The organism is Aeromicrobium sp. Sec7.5, assembly GCF_036867135.1.
Lineage (GTDB): Bacteria > Actinomycetota > Actinomycetes > Propionibacteriales > Nocardioidaceae > Aeromicrobium.
The window spans coordinates 823,572-839,380 of sequence record NZ_JBAJIJ010000001.1 but is presented as its reverse complement, the minus strand read 5'-3'; the positions used below and the strand labels follow the sequence as shown (position 1 = coordinate 839,380).

14 protein-coding genes are annotated in these 15,809 nt (G+C 70.7%); 7 read left to right on the top strand and 7 right to left on the bottom strand.

The window, feature by feature from the left end; translation table 11 throughout:
- Positions 1-70 precede the first annotated feature (70 nt).
- The 4 genes from rpmA to V6S66_RS04225 form a co-directional block, all read right to left on the bottom strand.
- Positions 71-328, bottom strand: a complete 258-nt coding sequence (gene rpmA, locus V6S66_RS04240) for a 50S ribosomal protein L27 (RefSeq protein WP_334205512.1) — start codon at positions 326-328, stop codon at positions 71-73.
- Between the two features lie 12 nt (positions 329-340).
- The gene (gene rplU, locus V6S66_RS04235; RefSeq protein WP_334207221.1) at positions 341-646 is read right to left on the bottom strand and encodes a 50S ribosomal protein L21; all 306 of its coding nucleotides are present in this window, start codon (positions 644-646) and stop codon (positions 341-343) included.
- A gap of 109 nt (positions 647-755) precedes the next feature.
- Entirely contained in the window at positions 756-3,629 is a 2,874-nt protein-coding gene (locus V6S66_RS04230; protein WP_334205511.1) for an Rne/Rng family ribonuclease, read from the bottom strand.
- A 310-nt stretch (positions 3,630-3,939) separates the two neighbouring features.
- Positions 3,940-4,650: a TIGR03936 family radical SAM-associated protein gene (locus V6S66_RS04225; RefSeq protein ID WP_334205510.1), complete on the bottom strand. Its 711-nt coding sequence runs from the start codon at positions 4,648-4,650 to the stop codon at positions 3,940-3,942.
- Between the two features lie 45 nt (positions 4,651-4,695).
- Here V6S66_RS04225 and V6S66_RS04220 point away from each other — a divergent pair, with 45 nt between their 5' ends.
- Entirely contained in the window at positions 4,696-5,910 is a 1,215-nt protein-coding gene (locus V6S66_RS04220) for an MFS transporter (protein ID WP_334205509.1), read from the top strand.
- Here V6S66_RS04220 and V6S66_RS04215 read toward each other — a convergent pair.
- Positions 5,907-6,374 carry a hypothetical protein gene (locus tag V6S66_RS04215; protein ID WP_334205508.1) on the bottom strand — a complete coding sequence of 156 codons (468 nt, stop codon included), beginning with the start codon at positions 6,372-6,374 and terminating at the stop codon, positions 5,907-5,909. The two genes, V6S66_RS04220 and V6S66_RS04215, sit on opposite strands and share 4 nt — an antisense overlap.
- Position 6,375: 1 nt before the next feature.
- Positions 6,376-8,304, bottom strand: coding sequence for a TIGR03960 family B12-binding radical SAM protein (locus V6S66_RS04210; protein WP_334205507.1), 1,929 nt, complete (start codon positions 8,302-8,304; stop codon positions 6,376-6,378).
- A gap of 55 nt (positions 8,305-8,359) precedes the next feature.
- Here V6S66_RS04210 and V6S66_RS04205 point away from each other — a divergent pair, with 55 nt between their 5' ends.
- On the top strand, positions 8,360-9,001 hold the full coding sequence (locus V6S66_RS04205) for a hypothetical protein (RefSeq protein WP_334205506.1): 642 nt from the start codon (positions 8,360-8,362) through the stop codon (positions 8,999-9,001).
- Between the two features lie 126 nt (positions 9,002-9,127).
- Here the strand turns inward: V6S66_RS04205 and ndk are convergent, their stop codons facing one another.
- Entirely contained in the window at positions 9,128-9,535 is a 408-nt protein-coding gene (ndk, locus tag V6S66_RS04200) for a nucleoside-diphosphate kinase (RefSeq protein WP_334205505.1), read from the bottom strand.
- A gap of 18 nt (positions 9,536-9,553) precedes the next feature.
- Between ndk and V6S66_RS04195 the strand changes: the two genes are divergently transcribed.
- The 5 genes from V6S66_RS04195 (at position 9,554) to V6S66_RS04175 (ending at position 15,785) form a co-directional block, all read left to right on the top strand.
- A complete protein-coding gene (locus V6S66_RS04195; RefSeq protein ID WP_334205504.1) occupies positions 9,554-11,257 on the top strand; it encodes a glycoside hydrolase family 13 protein in 1,704 nt (567 codons plus the stop codon).
- A gap of 223 nt (positions 11,258-11,480) precedes the next feature.
- Entirely contained in the window at positions 11,481-12,803 is a 1,323-nt protein-coding gene (locus V6S66_RS04190) for an extracellular solute-binding protein (protein ID WP_334205503.1), read from the top strand.
- Positions 12,800-13,756, top strand: a complete 957-nt coding sequence (locus V6S66_RS04185; RefSeq protein ID WP_334205502.1) for a carbohydrate ABC transporter permease — start codon at positions 12,800-12,802, stop codon at positions 13,754-13,756. The genes V6S66_RS04190 and V6S66_RS04185 overlap by 4 nt, the downstream gene beginning before the upstream one ends.
- A 1-nt stretch (position 13,757) precedes the next feature.
- On the top strand, positions 13,758-14,618 hold the full coding sequence (locus tag V6S66_RS04180; protein ID WP_334205501.1) for a carbohydrate ABC transporter permease: 861 nt from the start codon (positions 13,758-13,760) through the stop codon (positions 14,616-14,618).
- A gap of 3 nt (positions 14,619-14,621) precedes the next feature.
- Positions 14,622-15,785, top strand: coding sequence for an ABC transporter ATP-binding protein (locus tag V6S66_RS04175; protein ID WP_334205500.1), 1,164 nt, complete (start codon positions 14,622-14,624; stop codon positions 15,783-15,785).
- Positions 15,786-15,809: the final 24 nt, after the last annotated feature.

Sequence of the window (15,809 nt, the reverse complement as noted above, 5' to 3'; positions counted from 1 at the left end):
CGGTCCGCGCGTGGCGGCCCGCCCCCCTGCTGGGAGCACAGTCTGCGGGAAGCTCTGTGTCAGCGCCGGATCAGACCGGCGACGGGACGATGTTGACGACCTTGCGGCCGCGCTTGGTCCCGAACTCCACGGCACCGGCCGAGAGTGCGAACAGGGTGTCGTCGCCACCGCGGCCGACGTTCGTGCCGGGGTGGAAGTGGGTGCCACGCTGGCGGACGATGATCTCGCCGGCGTTCACCTCCTGACCACCGAAGCGCTTGACGCCGAGTCGCTGGGCATTGGAGTCGCGGCCGTTCTTGGTGGACGCCGCGCCCTTCTTGTGAGCCATGTGTCAGGTCCTCTACTTGATTCCGGTGATCTTGACCTGGGTGTACTTCTGACGGTGCCCCTGGCGCTTCTTGTAGCCGGTCTTGTTCTTGTACTTCTGGATGATGATCTTCTTGCCCTTGGTGCCGCCGAGCACCTCGGCCGTCACGCTGACCTTGGCCAGCTTGGCAGCGTCGGTCGTGACGGCGTCGCCGTCGACCAGGAGGACGGCGGGGAGCGAGAGGGACTCGCCGGCGGCCGAGGCCACCTGGTCGATCTCGATGACGTCGCCGACGGCCACCTTCTGCTGGCCGGCGCCACTGCGCACGATTGCGTACACCACGGGGAATTCCTTCGTCGAAAGCCTTGCGGGACTGATGCGCGCGGACGGCGCATCCGAATCAGAGGGGCGCGTCACGAACGATCCGTGTGCACACCGACGGTCAAGTCTACGGAGCCTGACCCTCCTCGGTCAAAACGGGGGCGTCGTCGGACGCCGCCGGCTCGGTCACACCCGGGTCCGACGCGGGCTCAGGAGCCGGCGGGGCGGGCGTCTCGTCGCTCTCCGGGGCGAGTGCCTCGGGGGCCGCGACGTCGGACGTCGGTGCGTCGACCGCTGCGAGCGCGTCGGCGGACGCCTCGTCGGCGACCGGATCGGCGTCCTGGGCGGGCTGCTGGCGACCTCGGCCGCCTCGGCCGCCGCTCTTGCGGGTGCTGCCCCCCGCGCTCGCGTCGTCGGGCGTGGCCGTGTCCTTCGCGTCGTCAGCCGTGGCGCTGTCGCCACCGGACTGACCGCCGGAGCCGTTGCCGCCGTTCTTCGGCTGGCCGCCACCGTTCTGGCCGCCACCGTTCTGGCTGCCGCTGTTCTGGCCGCCACCGTTCTGGCCGGCCCCGCCACGGCCACCGCGTCCGCCGCGACGACGTCCGTCGTCCTTGCGCGGCTCCACCGGCTCGGCGTGCAGCTGCACGCCCCGGCCCTTGCAGTGATCGCAGTCGGTGCTGAAGGACTCCAGGAGACCGGTGCCGATGCGCTTGCGCGTCATCTGCACCAGACCCAGTGAGGTGACCTCGGCCACCTGGTGGCGCGTGCGGTCGCGGCCGAGGCACTCGACCAGGCGGCGCAGGACGAGGTCGCGGTTGGACTCCAGCACCATGTCGATGAAGTCGATCACGATGATGCCGCCGATGTCGCGGAGGCGGAGCTGGCGGACGATCTCCTCGGCCGCCTCGAGGTTGTTCTTGGTGACGGTCTCCTCGAGGTTGCCCCCGGAGCCCGTGAACTTGCCCGTGTTGACGTCGACGACCGTCATGGCCTCCGTGCGGTCGATGACCAGCGATCCGCCCGACGGCAGCCAGACCTTGCGGTCGAGCGCCTTGAGGATCTGCTCGTCGACCCGGTACTCGGCGAAGACGTCCGCCGCGGTCTCGTCGGACGGCTCCCACAGCGTGAGGCGGTCCGCGAGGTCGTGGGCGACGTGGCCGACGTAGCTCGAGATGTTGTCCCAGGCCTCACGGCCCTCGACCACGAGCGACGAGAAGTCCTCGTTGAAGAGGTCGCGGACGACCTTGATGACCAGGTCGGGCTCGGCGTAGAGCAGCTCGGGGGCCCGGCCGGCCGCGACCTTGCGCTCGATGTCGTCCCAGCGGGCCTTCAGCGAGGTCACGTCGCGGGTCAGCTGGTCCTCGGTGGCGCCCTCGGCGGCGGTGCGGACGATGACGCCCGCGTCCTCCGGCAGGACCTCCTTGAGGAGGGTCTTGAGGCGGGCGCGCTCGGTGTCCGGCAGCTTGCGCGAGATGCCGTTGTTCTGACCGCCCGGCACGAACACCAGGAACCGGCCCGGGAGGCTGATCTGGCTCGTGAGCCGGGCGCCCTTCTGGCCGACGGGGTCCTTCGAGACCTGCACGAGCACGGTCTGGCCGGGCGTCAGCGCATCCTCGATCTTGCGGGCCTTGCCGTTGCCGAGGGTCGACCAGTCGACCTCACCGGCGTAGATCACGGCGTTGCGGCCGGCACCGATGTCGACGAAGGCGGCCTCCATGCTCGGCAGGACGTTCTGCACCTTGCCGAGGTAGACGTTGCCGATCAGCGACGTCTGCGACTCACGGGCCACGTAGTGCTCCACGAGGACCTTGTCCTCGAGCACCGCGATCTGCGTGTAGGTGTCGGTGGAAGCGGCCGAGCCGGCACCGGACCCGGTGTGCTGGCGCACGATCATCTGGCGGTCGACGGCCTCACGACGGGCGAGGAACTCGGACTCGCTGACGATGGGAGCGCGACGACGACCGGCCTCGCGGCCCTCGCGGCGACGCTGCTTCTTGGCCTCCAGACGGGTCGATCCGGTGACGCCGGTGATCTCGTCCTCGGCGGTGCGGCCCTCGCGGACCCGGACGACGGTGTTCTCGGGATCGTCGGTCGAGGTGCCCCCGCCCGAGCCGTCGCTCGCGCGGCGACGGCTGCGGCGGCGACGGGTCGTGCCCGAGCCTCCGTTGTCGTCGGAGTCGCCCTCGTCGGCCTGGTCGGCCTCGTTGTCCGCGTCGTTGTCGTCCGAGGACTCGTCGTCGGAACTCTGCTGGCCCCCGCCCGACTTGCGACGGCGACGTCCGCCGCGGCTGCGGCGACGGCGCTTGGCGGCGCCGCCGTCCTCGTCGTCGGAGTCGTCGTCGGAGTCGGTGTCGTCGTCGGAGTCCGAGGTGTCCTCGGCGCGGCCGGACTGCCCGTCACGTCCGCTGCGGCCACGGTTGCCACCGGTGTCCGGCTCGGCGTCGTCGCCCTCGTCGTCGTCGGCGTGGACCTTCGCCTGGGCCTGCCGACGGGCCGGGGCCTTGACCGGCTGCGGCGCCTGGAACAGCAGACCTCCGATACCGGGCACCACGACCTCGCCGGCATCGCTGCCGTCGCTGGTCTCGCCGTCGTCGTCCTCGTCGTCGGCGGCGTCGGCGATCGTGGCGGCGGCCTCGGTCAGCTCGTCGGTGAGGTCGTCATCGAGCTCGACCTCGTCGTCGACCTCGTCGGGCGTCGGTTCCGCGGCGGCCTCGGGCGGCGGCGGCGGAACCTTCCGGGTCCGTCGCCCGCCCGACTGCTTGGCGCGGCTCGAGGTGCGCGTGCCGCCGGCCTTGGGGACCTCGACGGCCTCCGGCGTGGAGTCCGCGGCGGGCGCCGAAGCCTCGGGCGTCGTCGTTCCCGGTGTGGCGAAGAGATCGCCTGCCACGGGGGCCGGCGGCCCGGCGGGGCGAGCGGCGGCGCGCCGACGCGGCCGCGAGCTCGAGGTGGTGGACCCACCCTGCTCGGGGGTGCTGGTGGGGGTCGAGTCCTCGTCGAGCATCTGCTCTCCTTCACCTCGGCCACCCGCGGGCGGTTTCGAGGAGTGTCACGGCCCGACACGCGGGCTCGAAGTCTGGGGCGGTTCCGACCGGGTGGTCGGGGACGGCGGCCAGGGCCCTCAGGGTGCTGGGGTGCGCCGCCGCGGTCGACACCTGGTGGGTGCGTCGCGGTCGAGGCGGGTCCCACCACGATGGTGGTCCTGCGTTCTGTCCGGTCGAACAGCGTCAGTGACGCAGGAACGACTGTGGTCAGTATCGCACAGACACCTCACGGTCACCCGGACGTCACCCACACATCGGTGGTCGAGCGGGTCAGACGAGGGGGTCGACCACGACCCCGTCGACGAGCGGGCCCTGCTCGACCCGCGTCGAGATCGCGGCACCCGGCACCTCGGCTCCGAACTTCCGCAGGGCTCCGACGACGTCGTCCGGCCGCACCGTCGGGATCATGCTCCGCACGACGACCTCGACCCGCGCACCGTCCACGACCAGCGACCCGACGGCACCGCGCACGTCGATGTCACGCAGGCCTCGCTTGGTCATGCGCTCCACGGCCACCTCGGCAGCAGCCAGGAAGGCGGCTGCGGCCTCCTCGAGCCCGGTGGATCCCGGCAGGTCGATGCTCCACAGCGACGCCTCGAGCCGATCGGCGAAGGTGCCGGGGGTCGCCGGCACGACGGCCACGATGTCGAGTCCGGGGGGAAGCGCGGAGTCGAGACCCGCGCGGACCGCCTCGGGGTCGCACTCCCGCGTCAGGCCGATCTCGAGGAACTCGGCCTCGCTGGCAGCCCCGGTGGGCGCGGCATTGGCATAGGAGATCTTCGGGTGCGGGCTGAATCCCGACGAGTAGCCGATCGGCACCTTGGCCCGGCGCACCGCCCGCTCGAAAGCCCGCCCGAAGTCGCGGTGGCTCGTGAACCGCAGCCGGCCGCGCTTGGCGTAGCGGACCCGCAGCTTCTGCACGATCGGCAGCTGCGGGTTCGGCGCCTCGGGGTTCGGCGTGCCCTCCAGGGTGGTGCTCACCCACCCGAGGCTAGCCGAGGCGGGGCCCGGGCCCAGACTGGCGCGGTGACCCGCGCGCCCCTCCCCCCGGCGACGCGACCGGGGTCCGCGTGGCTCGTCGGTGTGGCCATCGTGCTGCTCGCCCTCAACCTGCGCGTCGCCGTCGGCAGCGTCGGGGTCGTGCTCGTTCCGCTGCGGGCCGATCTCGGGATGAGCGCCACGGTCGCCGGGGTCCTGACCACGCTGCCCGTGCTGTGCTTCGCGGTGTTCGGCGCGACGACGGGGCGGGTCGTGGGCAGGCTCGGTCTCGACCGGACGGCGGCCGCCCTGCTCGTCGTCACCGGGGCCGGACTGGCGCTCCGCCCTCTCGTCGACGCTCCCGTCCCGTTCCTGGCACTCACGGTGGTGTCGCTGGCGGGCTGCGCCCTCGGCAACGTGCTGCTCCCGGCCCTGGCCAAGGAGCACTTCCCCGACCGCGTGCCGCAGATCAGCTCGCTCTACGGCGCCGCGCTCATGGGGGGCGCGACCCTCGGCTCGGTGCTCACGGTGCCGATCGCCGACACGTTCGGTGACTGGCGCACCGGACTGGGCGCCTGGGCCGTCCTCGCCCTGGCGGCCCTCCTGCCCTGGCTTCCCCTCGCCCTGCGCGAGGGCCGGGCCGGACGGATCGACCGCCCGCGTGGCCCGACCCTGCTGCGCCTGGCACGGAGCCCCCTGGCGTGGTCCTGCGCCTTGTTCTTCGGCCTGCAGTCGGGCCAGGCCTACGCGCAGTTCGGCTGGTTCCCGGCGATCCTGGTCGACGCGGGCCTGGACTCCGGGACGGCCGGGCTCGCCCAGGGGCTCATCCCCGCCGTGGGGATCCCGATCACGCTCCTGCTGCCGACCCTGATCCGGCGCACGGGCGATCGCCCCGTGCTGCCCTGGGTCTTCGCGCTCGTCACGGCGTCCGGCTGGCTCGGCGTCCTGCTGGCACCCGCCGCCGCCCCGTTCCTGTGGGCCGCGCTGCTGGGGCTCGGCGGCTGTGCCTTCACCTGGGTCCTCACGATGCTGGGCCGTCGCACCGAGTCGGCTGCAGGGACCGCCGGACTGTCGGCGTTCGCCCAGTCGGTCGGCTACCTCGTCGCCGGCCTCGGACCGTTCGGCACCGGCTTGCTGCACGACCTCACCGGATCGTGGGACGTCCCCGTCACGGTGCTGATGGTCGCAGCACTCCTGCTCGGACCGGTGGGCATGCTCGTGGCGCGCGACCGTCTCCTCGAGGACGAGCTCGAGCGCTCCTAGCGCTCGCGGGCCGAGGCGGTGACCCGGCTGTCGAGCCGGTCGGCCGCGAACGACACGACGCCCGAGGCGATCCCGAGCGCGAGACGGGGCCGCTGGACGCCCCGCTTCACGAGCACGGCCTCGAGACGTCGATCGATCGCGACGGAAGCCACGACGACGCCGAACATGCCCCCTCCGGCCAGGACCCCGGCCAGCGCCGGGCCGACGGCCTGGCGGACCGTGGGCGGCGCGGCGGACCCGTCGGCCGCGGCGTCACGCTCGGCCGATGCCGCGCCGGCGGTGAGCCCCGCTGCGGCGGCGCCCACCGCCACGGCCGAGACGGCCGCGACGCGACGGTTCGTCCGGCGGGAGGCACGGCCGATCGGGACCGAGGAGGCCAGCCCGGCCAGCACGCTGAAGGCCACGGCGGCGCCCAGACTCCGGGGCTCCGGGCGGTCGATCGCCACGGGTCCGGTGGTGCTCACGTCAGACCACGCTCAACGGCAGGAGGGTCTGGCCCGTGGGTCCCATCTGGATCGAGAGATCCAGCTCGGGGCACACGCCGCAGTCGAAGCACGGGGTCCAGCGGCAGTCCTCGACCTCGACCGGGTCGTCGGCGAGGGCGTCCTGCCAGTCCTCCCAGAGCCAGTCCTTGTCGAGGCCGGAGTCGAGGTGGTCCCACGGCAGGATCTCGTCGGCGCCCCGCTCGCGGGTCGTGTACCAGGCGAGGTCGACCGGCTCGTCGGCCAGCGCCTGCTCGGCCATCGTGGCCCAGCGGTCGTAGGAGAAGTGCTCGCTCCAGCCGTCGAACCGGCCGCCGTCGCGCCACACGGCCTCGATGACCTTGCCGACGCGCCGGTCGCCGCGCGACAGGAGTCCCTCGACGATGCCGGGCTTGCCGTCGTGGTAGCGGAACCCGATGGCCTTGCCGTACTTCTTGTCGGACTGGACCGAGGCCCGGAGCTTGCGCAGTCGCTCGTCGGTCGTCTCGTGGTCGAGCTGCGCCGCCCACTGGAACGGCGTGTGCGGCTTGGGCACGAAGCCGCCGATCGAGACGGTGCAGCGGATGTCCTTGCGGCCCGAGGCCTCGCGGCCGGTGTCGATGACCCGCTTGGCGAGCTCACCGATCTGCAGGACGTCCTCGTCGGTCTCGGTGGGCAATCCGCACATGAAGTAGAGCTTCACCTGCCGCCATCCGTGCGAGTACGCCGCGGAGACCGTACGGATGAGGTCCTCCTCGGACACCATCTTGTTGATCACGCGGCGCAGGCGCTCGCTGCCGCCCTCGGGCGCGAACGTCAGGCCGGAGCGACGGCCGTTGCGGCTGAACTCGTTGGCGAGCGAGATGTTGAACGCGTCGACCCGGGTCGACGGCAGCGACAGCGACGTGTTGGTGCCCTCGTAGCGGTCGGCGAGCTGCGTGGCGAGCTCGCCGATCTCGGAGTGGTCGGCGCTGGAGAGGCTCAGCAGGCCGACCTCGTCGAGGCCCGACTTCTCGAGGCCGTTGTCGACCATCTCGCCGATGCTCTGCAGCGAACGCTCACGCACGGGACGCGTGATCATGCCGGCCTGGCAGAAGCGGCAGCCGCGGGTGCAGCCGCGGAAGATCTCGACGCTGTAGCGCTCGTGCACCGTCTCGGCGAGGGGCACCAGGGGCGTCTTGGGGTACGGCCACGAGTCGAGGTCCATCAGCGTGTGCTTGGCGACGCGCTCGGGAGCGGAGGGCTCGTTCACGACGATGGCCTCGATGAAGCCCTCGGCGTCGTAGTCGACCTCGTAGAACTGCGGGACGTAAATGCCGCCGGTGGCAGCCAGGCGGCGCAGCAGCTCGTGCCGTCCGCCGGGCGAGCCCTCCTCGCGGAACTCGCGCACGATGTCGCTGATCTTGAGGACGATCTCCTCGCCGTCGCCGAGCACCGCGGCGTCGATGAAGTCGGCGACCGGCTCGGGGTTGAAGGAGGCGTGCCCGCCGACCAGCACGATCGGGTCGTCATCGGTGCGGTCGACCGCATGCAGCGGGATGCCGGCGAGGTCGAGCGCCGTGAGCAGGTTGGTGTAGCCGAGCTCGGTCGAGAACGAGACGCCGAGCAGGTCGAAGGCCTTGACGGGACGGTGGCCGTCGACCGTGAACTGCGGGATGTCGTGGTCCCGCATGACCTGCTCCATGTCGGGGAAGACCGCGTAGGTGCGCTCGGCCAGCACCCAGTCCTGCTCGTTGAGGATCTCGTAGAGGATCTGGACGCCCTGGTTGGGCAGACCGACCTCGTAGGCGTCGGGATACATCAACGCCCACCGGACCGTGACGGAGTCCCAGTCCTTCAGGGTGGCGTTGAGCTCACCGCCGACGTACTGGATGGGCTTGCTGACCTGCGGCAGCACCGGTTCCAGGCGCGGGAACAACGACTCGACGGACATGGGTTCCAGCCTAACGCCGTCCGACCAGCCCGCTGCAGGTGTCTAGAGTCGTGCCATGGGCCTGTTCACGAAGAAGCCTCGACCCCTGACCGTGCGGTACGAGGCGAAGTCGGCCGACGGGGGCCTCGACCAGGTGCTGACGATGACCAACAGCACCGACTCCGACCTCGTCCCGGTCCTGCGTTTTCGCCCCCTCGACTTCTACGGACGCGAGCTCCCGCTCGTCACCGTGACCTCGTTGCAGGGCCTCACGCGCGGGCAGGTCGTCGTGCCGTCGAACTCCGTCACCAAGGACGTGCTGCGCTTCGAGGGGCCCGGCTGCCGCTCCGTACGCTTCGTCGACACCGAGGTCGTCGACCTCGCCGAGATCGAGGTCGCCGGCCTCGACACCGAGCCCACGACCGTGATGGTCGACCTCAACAAGAAGGCGACCGCGAACGCCGAGGACTTCTGGGGCATCGGCGTCGCCAACGCCAACGACGCCGAGATGCGCGTGCGCGTCACGCTCGTCGAGCTCGAGCCCGAGCACACCGAGAAGGCCCTCCGCGACTCCCCGCGACAGGCGCTCGACTGGGTCAGCCTGGAGGGCGACGTGGTCCTGGGCGCCAAGGACCACGACGTCGTGTGGCTGCCCGACGACGTGCGCGGCAAGTACCACGCGGTGCTCGGTTCCATCGCTGCCCCACCGCTGGACTGACCGGCCCGCCGGGTCGAGGGCTGCCTCGACCAGATGTGGTCACCTTCGCACCCGTCTCCGGCTGTGTGACGTGCTGAGGTGTCCACATCTACCCGGCATGCGGGTCGACGTGACCCGACGTCAGGGTCAGAGCTGGGGGAACCAGAGCGCGATCTCGCGCGCGGCCGACTCCTCGGAGTCGGACGCGTGCACGAGGTTCTCGCGGTTCGAGAGCGACAGGTCGCCCCGGATCGTGCCCGGGTCGGCGACGCGGCCGTCGGTCTTGCCGTTGAGCAGACGGACCACCGCGATGGCCTCCTCGCCCTCGAGCACGAGCGAGACGAGCGGACCTGAGACCGCGAACTCGCGCAGCGGCGGGTACCACGGCTGCTCGACGTGCTCGGCGTAGTGGGCGTCGGCCATCTCGGCATCGATCGCGCGGTGCTCCATCGCGACGATCGTGAGTCCCTTGGTCTCGTACCGACCGAGGATCTCGCCCACGAGTCCGCGGCGGACGGCGTCGGGCTTGATGAGGACGAGCGTTCGCTGAGGCATGTCCGTAACGTATCGCCCATGCTCGGGACGCAGGCGAGGGACCAGTCCGGCACGACTCGCGACGACCAGGCCTGGTGGCGCGATGCGGTGATCTACCAGGTGTACCCGCGATCGTGGGCCGACGCAGACGGCGACGGCATCGGCGACCTGCCGGGCATCACGTCCCGGCTGGAGCACCTCGCGGCGCTCGGGGTCGATGCGGTCTGGCTCTCGCCGTTCTACACCTCGCCCCAGCACGACGCGGGCTACGACGTCGCAGACTTCCGTGACGTCGACCCGATCTTCGGCGACCTCGAGGACGCGGACGCCCTCGTCGCCCGGGCCCACGAGCTCGGCCTGCGGGTCGTCGTCGACGTCGTGCCGAACCACACCTCGGACGAGCACGCCTGGTTCCGCGAGGCCCTGGAGGCCTCGCCCGGCAGTGCCGCCCGGGCGCGCTACCTGTTCCGCGAGGGCCGCGGCGACGGCGGCGAGCTGCCGCCCAACAACTGGCAGAGCATGTTCGGCGGCCCGGCGTGGTCGCGCACCACCGACCCCGACGGCACCCCGGGCCAGTGGTACCTGCACCTGTTCGACTCGACCCAGCCCGACCTCGACTGGACGAATCCCGAGGTCAGGGAGGAGCTGGAGTCGGTGCTGCGGTTCTGGCTCGACCGCGACGTCGACGGGTTCCGCATCGACGTCGCCCACGGCCTGGTCAAGGCCGACGGCCTGCCCGACGGTCCCGAGGACTTCGACAGCGCCACCCAGGCCACCGCGCTCCAGCCGATGTTCGACCAGGCCGGTGTCCACGAGATCTACCGGAGCTGGCGACGACTCGTCGACGAGTACGCCGTGCCGGGAGCGGACCGCGACCGGATCCTGTGCGCCGAGGCGTGGGTGCTGCCGCTCGAGTCGCTCGCGAAGTACGTGCGGCCGGACGAGCTGCATCAGTCGTTCAACTTCTCGTTCCTCATGACGCCCTGGATCGCGGGCGAGCTGCGCGCCTCGATCGACGAGGGCCTGACGAGCGTGGCCGCCGTCGGTGCTCCGCAGACCTGGGTGCTGTCGAACCACGACGTCGTCCGGCACGCCAGCCGCCTGGGCTACCCGCCGCAGCCCGGACGCAACCGCACCGAGGGCATCGGTCCGGCGGACGCCCAGCCGGACGCCGCGCTCGGGCTGCGCCGGGCCCGCGCCGCCACTGCGCTGATGCTGGCCCTGCCGGGCTCGGCCTACCTCTACCAGGGCGAGGAGCTGGGCCTGCCCGAGGCGACGACCCTGCCCGACGACGTGCGCCAGGACCCCACGTGGGAGCGCTCGAACCACACCACGCCCGGGCGCGACGGCTGCCGGGTGCCGGTGCCGTGGGAGGCGGACCGGCCCTCGTTCGGCTTCGGACCCACCGACGCGTCGTGGCTGCCGCAGCCCGACGTGTACGGACTCCTCGCGGTCGACCGGCAGACCGGTGTCGAGGGCTCGACCCTCGAGCTCTACCGCACCCTCCTGCGGGTGCGCCGTGAGCGCGGGCTGGGTCGAGGTGAGCTGACCTGGGCCGACGTGGCCCCCGCCGACGTCCTCGCCTTCGAGGTCTCGAGCGAGGCCGGCGCCACGGCGGTCCTGACGAATCTCGGCGCGGAGCCGGTCCCGATCCCGCCCGGTGCCCGGGTGCTCGCCGCGTCCGGCCCACTGCCCAGCTCGACCCTCCCGACCGACACGACCGTCTGGTTCGTGCCGGCCTGACGCGGGCCGAGCCCCGCCCCTTGAGGTGCGAGTGAGGAACGAGCGAGGCTCGAATGGGGTACCGCCAGCCACATCGTGACCAAGGTTTCGAGGCTCGTCGCCAGCGCTCCTCACACCTCAACCACCGGGTGGCGGGCGGCGCTCTTGCGGCCATCCGTCGTCAGGCATAACGTGCGAGGTATGTGACGGGGAGCACGTTCCCGTCGACTCTGGGGGAGGTCCGATGAGGGTGCGGCCGACGACGAGACGCCGACAGCTCGCGGTGACGACGAGCCTGGTGCTCGCCGGAACCCTGCTCACGGCCTGCGGTGGTGACGGTGGCAAGCCGACGTTGAACTGGTACATCAACCCCGACGGCCAGGACACGCTGAACCAGCTCGCCGAGGACTGCAGCACCGACGAGTACGACATCGAGATCCAGCTCCTGCCCTCCAGCGCGACCGATCAGCGCACGCAGCTCGCCCGCCGCCTCGCCGCGGGCGACAGCTCCACCGACCTCATGAGCCTCGACCCCGTGTTCGTCCCGGAGTTCGCGAGCGCCGGCTGGCTCGAACCGTTCACCGGCGAGCTCGCCGACCAGGTGCTCGACGACGACGTGCTCGAGGGCGCGGCCCAGACCGTGCAGTGGCAGGACGAGATCGTCGCGGCGCCGCAGTGGTCGAACACCCAGGTGCTCTGGTACCGCAAGTCGCTCGCCGAGGCCGCCGGGCTCGACATGACCACGCCCGTCACGTGGGAGCAGGTCATCGACGCCGCCGCCTCGCAGAACGCCACGGTCGGCGTCCAGGCCAACAAGTACGAGGCCTACGTCGTGTGGATCAACGCCCTCATCCAGGGCGCGGGTGGCGACATCCTGGACCCCGAGACCGTCGAGGACGGACGTGACGCGGAGGTCACGATCGACTCCGACGCCGGCGAGGCCGCTGCTGCCGTCATCCAGATGCTCGCCGACTCCGGTGCCGCCCAGGCCGACTTCACCACCTCGAACGAGGGCACGAGCCTCGGGCAGATGTACCCCGAGGACGGCCCCGGCGAGTTCATGACCAACTGGACCTTCGTCTACCAGAACTACGCGGGCGCCGTGGGCGAGCCGGGCGGCCCGCCCGACGAGGCCGCGCTGGAGGACCTCGGCTGGGTCCGCTATCCGCAGACCGTGGCGGGCGAGGAGTCCAGGCCCCCGATCGGCGGCATCACGATCGGCGTCGGCGCCTTCTCCGAGAACGTCGAGTTCGCCCAGGAGGCCGCCACCTGCGTCACGAGTCCCGAGGCGCAGACCCAGCTCGCCGTCAACGAGGGACTCATGCCGTCGCGTCAGTCCGTGTACGACTCCCCCGAGCTCGCCGAGGCGTACCCCGCCGACCTGCTCGAGCTGTACAGCGACAGCGTCGACACCGGCGGCCCGCGCCCGAAGAGCGCGTACTACAGCCAGATCTCCAGCGCGATCCAGTCACGCTGGCACTCGCCGACCTCGGTCGACCCGGCCAGCACTCCGCAGGAGTCCGCCGAGTTCCTCAAGGCCATCCTGAGCGGGGAGGCACTCCTGTGAGTACTGCCACGAAGCCACCCACCGCCCCGAAGCCGGCCAAGAAGGCCCGGCCACCGAAGGCCGTGGAGTCCCAGCGGTCGAGGGCCGAGACCAACCTGGCCCGCAAGCTCGTGGCCCCGGCCATCGTCCTGATGCTGCTCGTCACGGCGTTCCCGATGCTGCGGGCGCTGTACCTCTCACTCTTCAGCTACTCACTGACGGCTCCGGACGACCGGGAGTTCGTGGGTCTGTCGAACTACGTCACGGCGCTCAGCGACAAGCTGTTCTGGCAGGACACCGGCAACACCGTCCTGATCATGCTCGTCACCGTCTTCTTCGAGCTCGTGATCGGGTTCGCGTTCGCGCTCGTGATGCACCGGCTGATCTTCGCCCGCGGCGTCGTGCGGACCTCGATCCTGATCCCGTACGGCGTCATCACCGTGGTGTCGGGCTTCGCGTGGCAGTTCGCGTTCTCCAACAACAACGGCTTCGTCAACGGGTGGCTGCCGTTCATCGGCGACGACTTCAACTGGTTCGCCCAGTACGACTCCTCGATGATCGCGATCATGGCGTCGGAGATCTGGAAGACCACGCCCTTCATGTCCCTGCTGCTGCTGGCCGGCCTGGCGCAGATCTCCGAGGACATGATCGAGGCCGCCAAGGTCGACGGCGCCACGTGGTTCCAGCGGCTGTTCAAGGTGATCCTGCCCAACATGCGCGGCGCGATCATGGTCGCCGTCCTGTTCCGGGCGCTCGACGCCTACCGGATCTTCGACAACATCTTCGTCATGACCGCCGGCGCCAACGGCACCGAGTCGATCTCGTTCCTGACCTACCGCCAGGTCGTCGAGCAGTTCCAGCTCGGCATCGGCTCAGCCCTGTCGGTGCTGCTGTTCCTCTCGGTGCTGGTGGTGGCGTTCGTCATCGTCAAGGTGTTCCGGGTCAACCTCGCCGACGCCAGGCAGGAGAGCTGACATGGCACTGACGGGCAAGAACAAGGAACGCGCCCAGCGCGCCGGCATGGGCCTGGGCGTCGCCCTCGTCCTCGGGTGGTGCCTGCTGCCGGTCGTCTGGATCGTGTCGCTCTCGTTCAAGTCGCAGGCCGCGGTCACGAACGGCAGCCCCGGCTTCCTGCCGGCCGACGGCGGCGGTGCGGGCTTCGACAACTACCGCCAGGTGCTGCAGGACGGCGACTTCCTGCTCGCGATCCGCAACTCCGCGGTCGTCTCGCTGAGCGCGACGATCCTCTCGGTGGCCATCGCGACCCTCGCCGCCTACGCGATCGCGCGGCTGGAGTTCAAGGGCAAGAAGTTCGTGCTCACCACCGCGCTGGTCATCGCCATGTTCCCGGTGGTCTCGCTCGTGGGCCCGCTGTTCGACATGTGGCGCACGGTGGGTCTCTACGACACCTGGTACGGCCTGATCATCCCGTACATCTCCTTCACCCTGCCGCTGGCGATCTGGACCCTGTCGGCCTTCTTCCGCGAGATCCCGTGGGAGATGGAGCAGGCCGCGCAGGTCGACGGCGCCACCGCGTGGCAGGCGTTCCGCAAGGTCATCGTGCCGCTCGCGGCACCCGGGGTGTTCACAGCCGCGATCCTGACGTTCTTCTTCGCCTGGAACGACTTCGTCTTCGGGATCTCGCTCACCTCGACCGAGAACGCCAGACCCATTCCGGCCGCCCTGTCGTTCTTCGTCGGCGCCGATCCGTTCAACCGGCCCGCGTCGCTCCTGGCGGCCGGTGCCGTCGTCGCCACGGTGCCCATCGTGGTGCTCGTCCTGTTCTTCCAGCGCAAGATCGTCGCCGGCCTGACCGCCGGCGCAGTGAAGGGTTGATCCATGGCCACCATCGAGATGAAGAACATCGTCAAGAAGTACGGCGACGGCTTCCCGGCCGTCAACGACGTCAGCATCGACGTCGCCGACGGGGAGTTCCTGATCCTCGTGGGCCCGTCGGGCTGCGGGAAGTCGACCCTGCTGCGCATGATCGTCGGGCTCGAGGACATCACCGACGGCGACATGGTGATCGCGGGCAAGCGGGTCAACGACCTCGCCCCGCGCGACCGCAACCTGTCGATGGTGTTCCAGAACTACGCGCTGTACCCGCACCTGTCGGTGTACGAGAACATCGCCTTCCCCCTGCGCCTGCAGAAGCGGCCCGAGAAGGAGATCGATGAGAAGGTCCGTGAGGCCAGCAAGACGCTCGACCTCGACGAGCACCTCGACCGCAAGCCGGCCAACCTCTCGGGCGGCCAGCGTCAGCGCGTGGCGATGGGCCGGGCCATCGTGCGCCAGGCCGACGCCTTCCTGTTCGACGAGCCGCTGTCCAACCTCGACGCCAAGCTGCGCGGCCAGATGCGCACCGAGATCGCCCGGCTCCAGAAGAAGCTCGGCATCACGACGGTGTACGTCACGCACGACCAGACCGAGGCCATGACGCTCGGCGACCGGGTCGCGGTCATGAAGCGCGGCATCCTCCAGCAGCTCGCCACACCGCGCGAGCTCTACGAGCAGCCCGTCAACCTCTTCGTCGCGGGCTTCATCGGGTCTCCCCCGATGAACTTCCTGCCCGCCACGGTCGAGAACGGGCAGGTCACCCTGCCGTTCGGCACGTTCCCGCTGCCCGCCGAGAAGGCCTCGGCCACCGAGGGCAAGGGCCTGCTGATGGCCGGCATCCGTCCCGAGCACTTCGAGGACGTGTCGGTCATCGGCGACGAGGCCGTCGACTCGGCCCGCACCTTCGAGGCCACGATCGACGTCCGCGAGTGGCTCGGCGACCAGCAGTACGCCTACGTGCCGTACGAGGCCGAGCCGCAGGTGCAGGACCAGCTCCGGGAGCTGGCCCGCGAGGCCGACGGCGACTCGCTGCGCACCCAGCTCGTCGTGTCGCTCGACGCGGCCAGCACGGGCGAGGACGGCGAGCACACGCGGCTGTTCATCGACACCGACCGCATGCACCTGTTCGATCCGTCCAGCGGCGAGAACCTGACCGTCGGGCTCTGACCTCGCACCCAGATGTGCGCCCAG

Bases quoted from the DNA above. Each gene is read 5' to 3' on its own strand.
- rpmA (WP_334205512.1), bottom strand. From the start codon at position 328: ATGGCTCACAAGAAGGGCGCGGCGTCCACCAAGAACGGCCGCGACTCC.
- V6S66_RS04230 (WP_334205511.1), bottom strand. From the start codon at position 3,629: ATGCTCGACGAGGACTCGACCCCCACCAGCACCCCCGAGCAGGGTGGG.
- V6S66_RS04210 (WP_334205507.1), bottom strand. From the start codon at position 8,304: ATGTCCGTCGAGTCGTTGTTCCCGCGCCTGGAACCGGTGCTGCCGCAG.
- V6S66_RS04205 (WP_334205506.1), top strand. From the start codon at position 8,360: ATGGGCCTGTTCACGAAGAAGCCTCGACCCCTGACCGTGCGGTACGAG.
- ndk (WP_334205505.1), bottom strand. From the start codon at position 9,535: ATGCCTCAGCGAACGCTCGTCCTCATCAAGCCCGACGCCGTCCGCCGC.
- V6S66_RS04195 (WP_334205504.1), top strand. From the start codon at position 9,554: ATGCTCGGGACGCAGGCGAGGGACCAGTCCGGCACGACTCGCGACGAC.
- V6S66_RS04190 (WP_334205503.1), top strand. From the start codon at position 11,481: ATGAGGGTGCGGCCGACGACGAGACGCCGACAGCTCGCGGTGACGACG.
- V6S66_RS04180 (WP_334205501.1), top strand. From the start codon at position 13,758: ATGGCACTGACGGGCAAGAACAAGGAACGCGCCCAGCGCGCCGGCATG.
- V6S66_RS04175 (WP_334205500.1), top strand. From the start codon at position 14,622: ATGGCCACCATCGAGATGAAGAACATCGTCAAGAAGTACGGCGACGGC.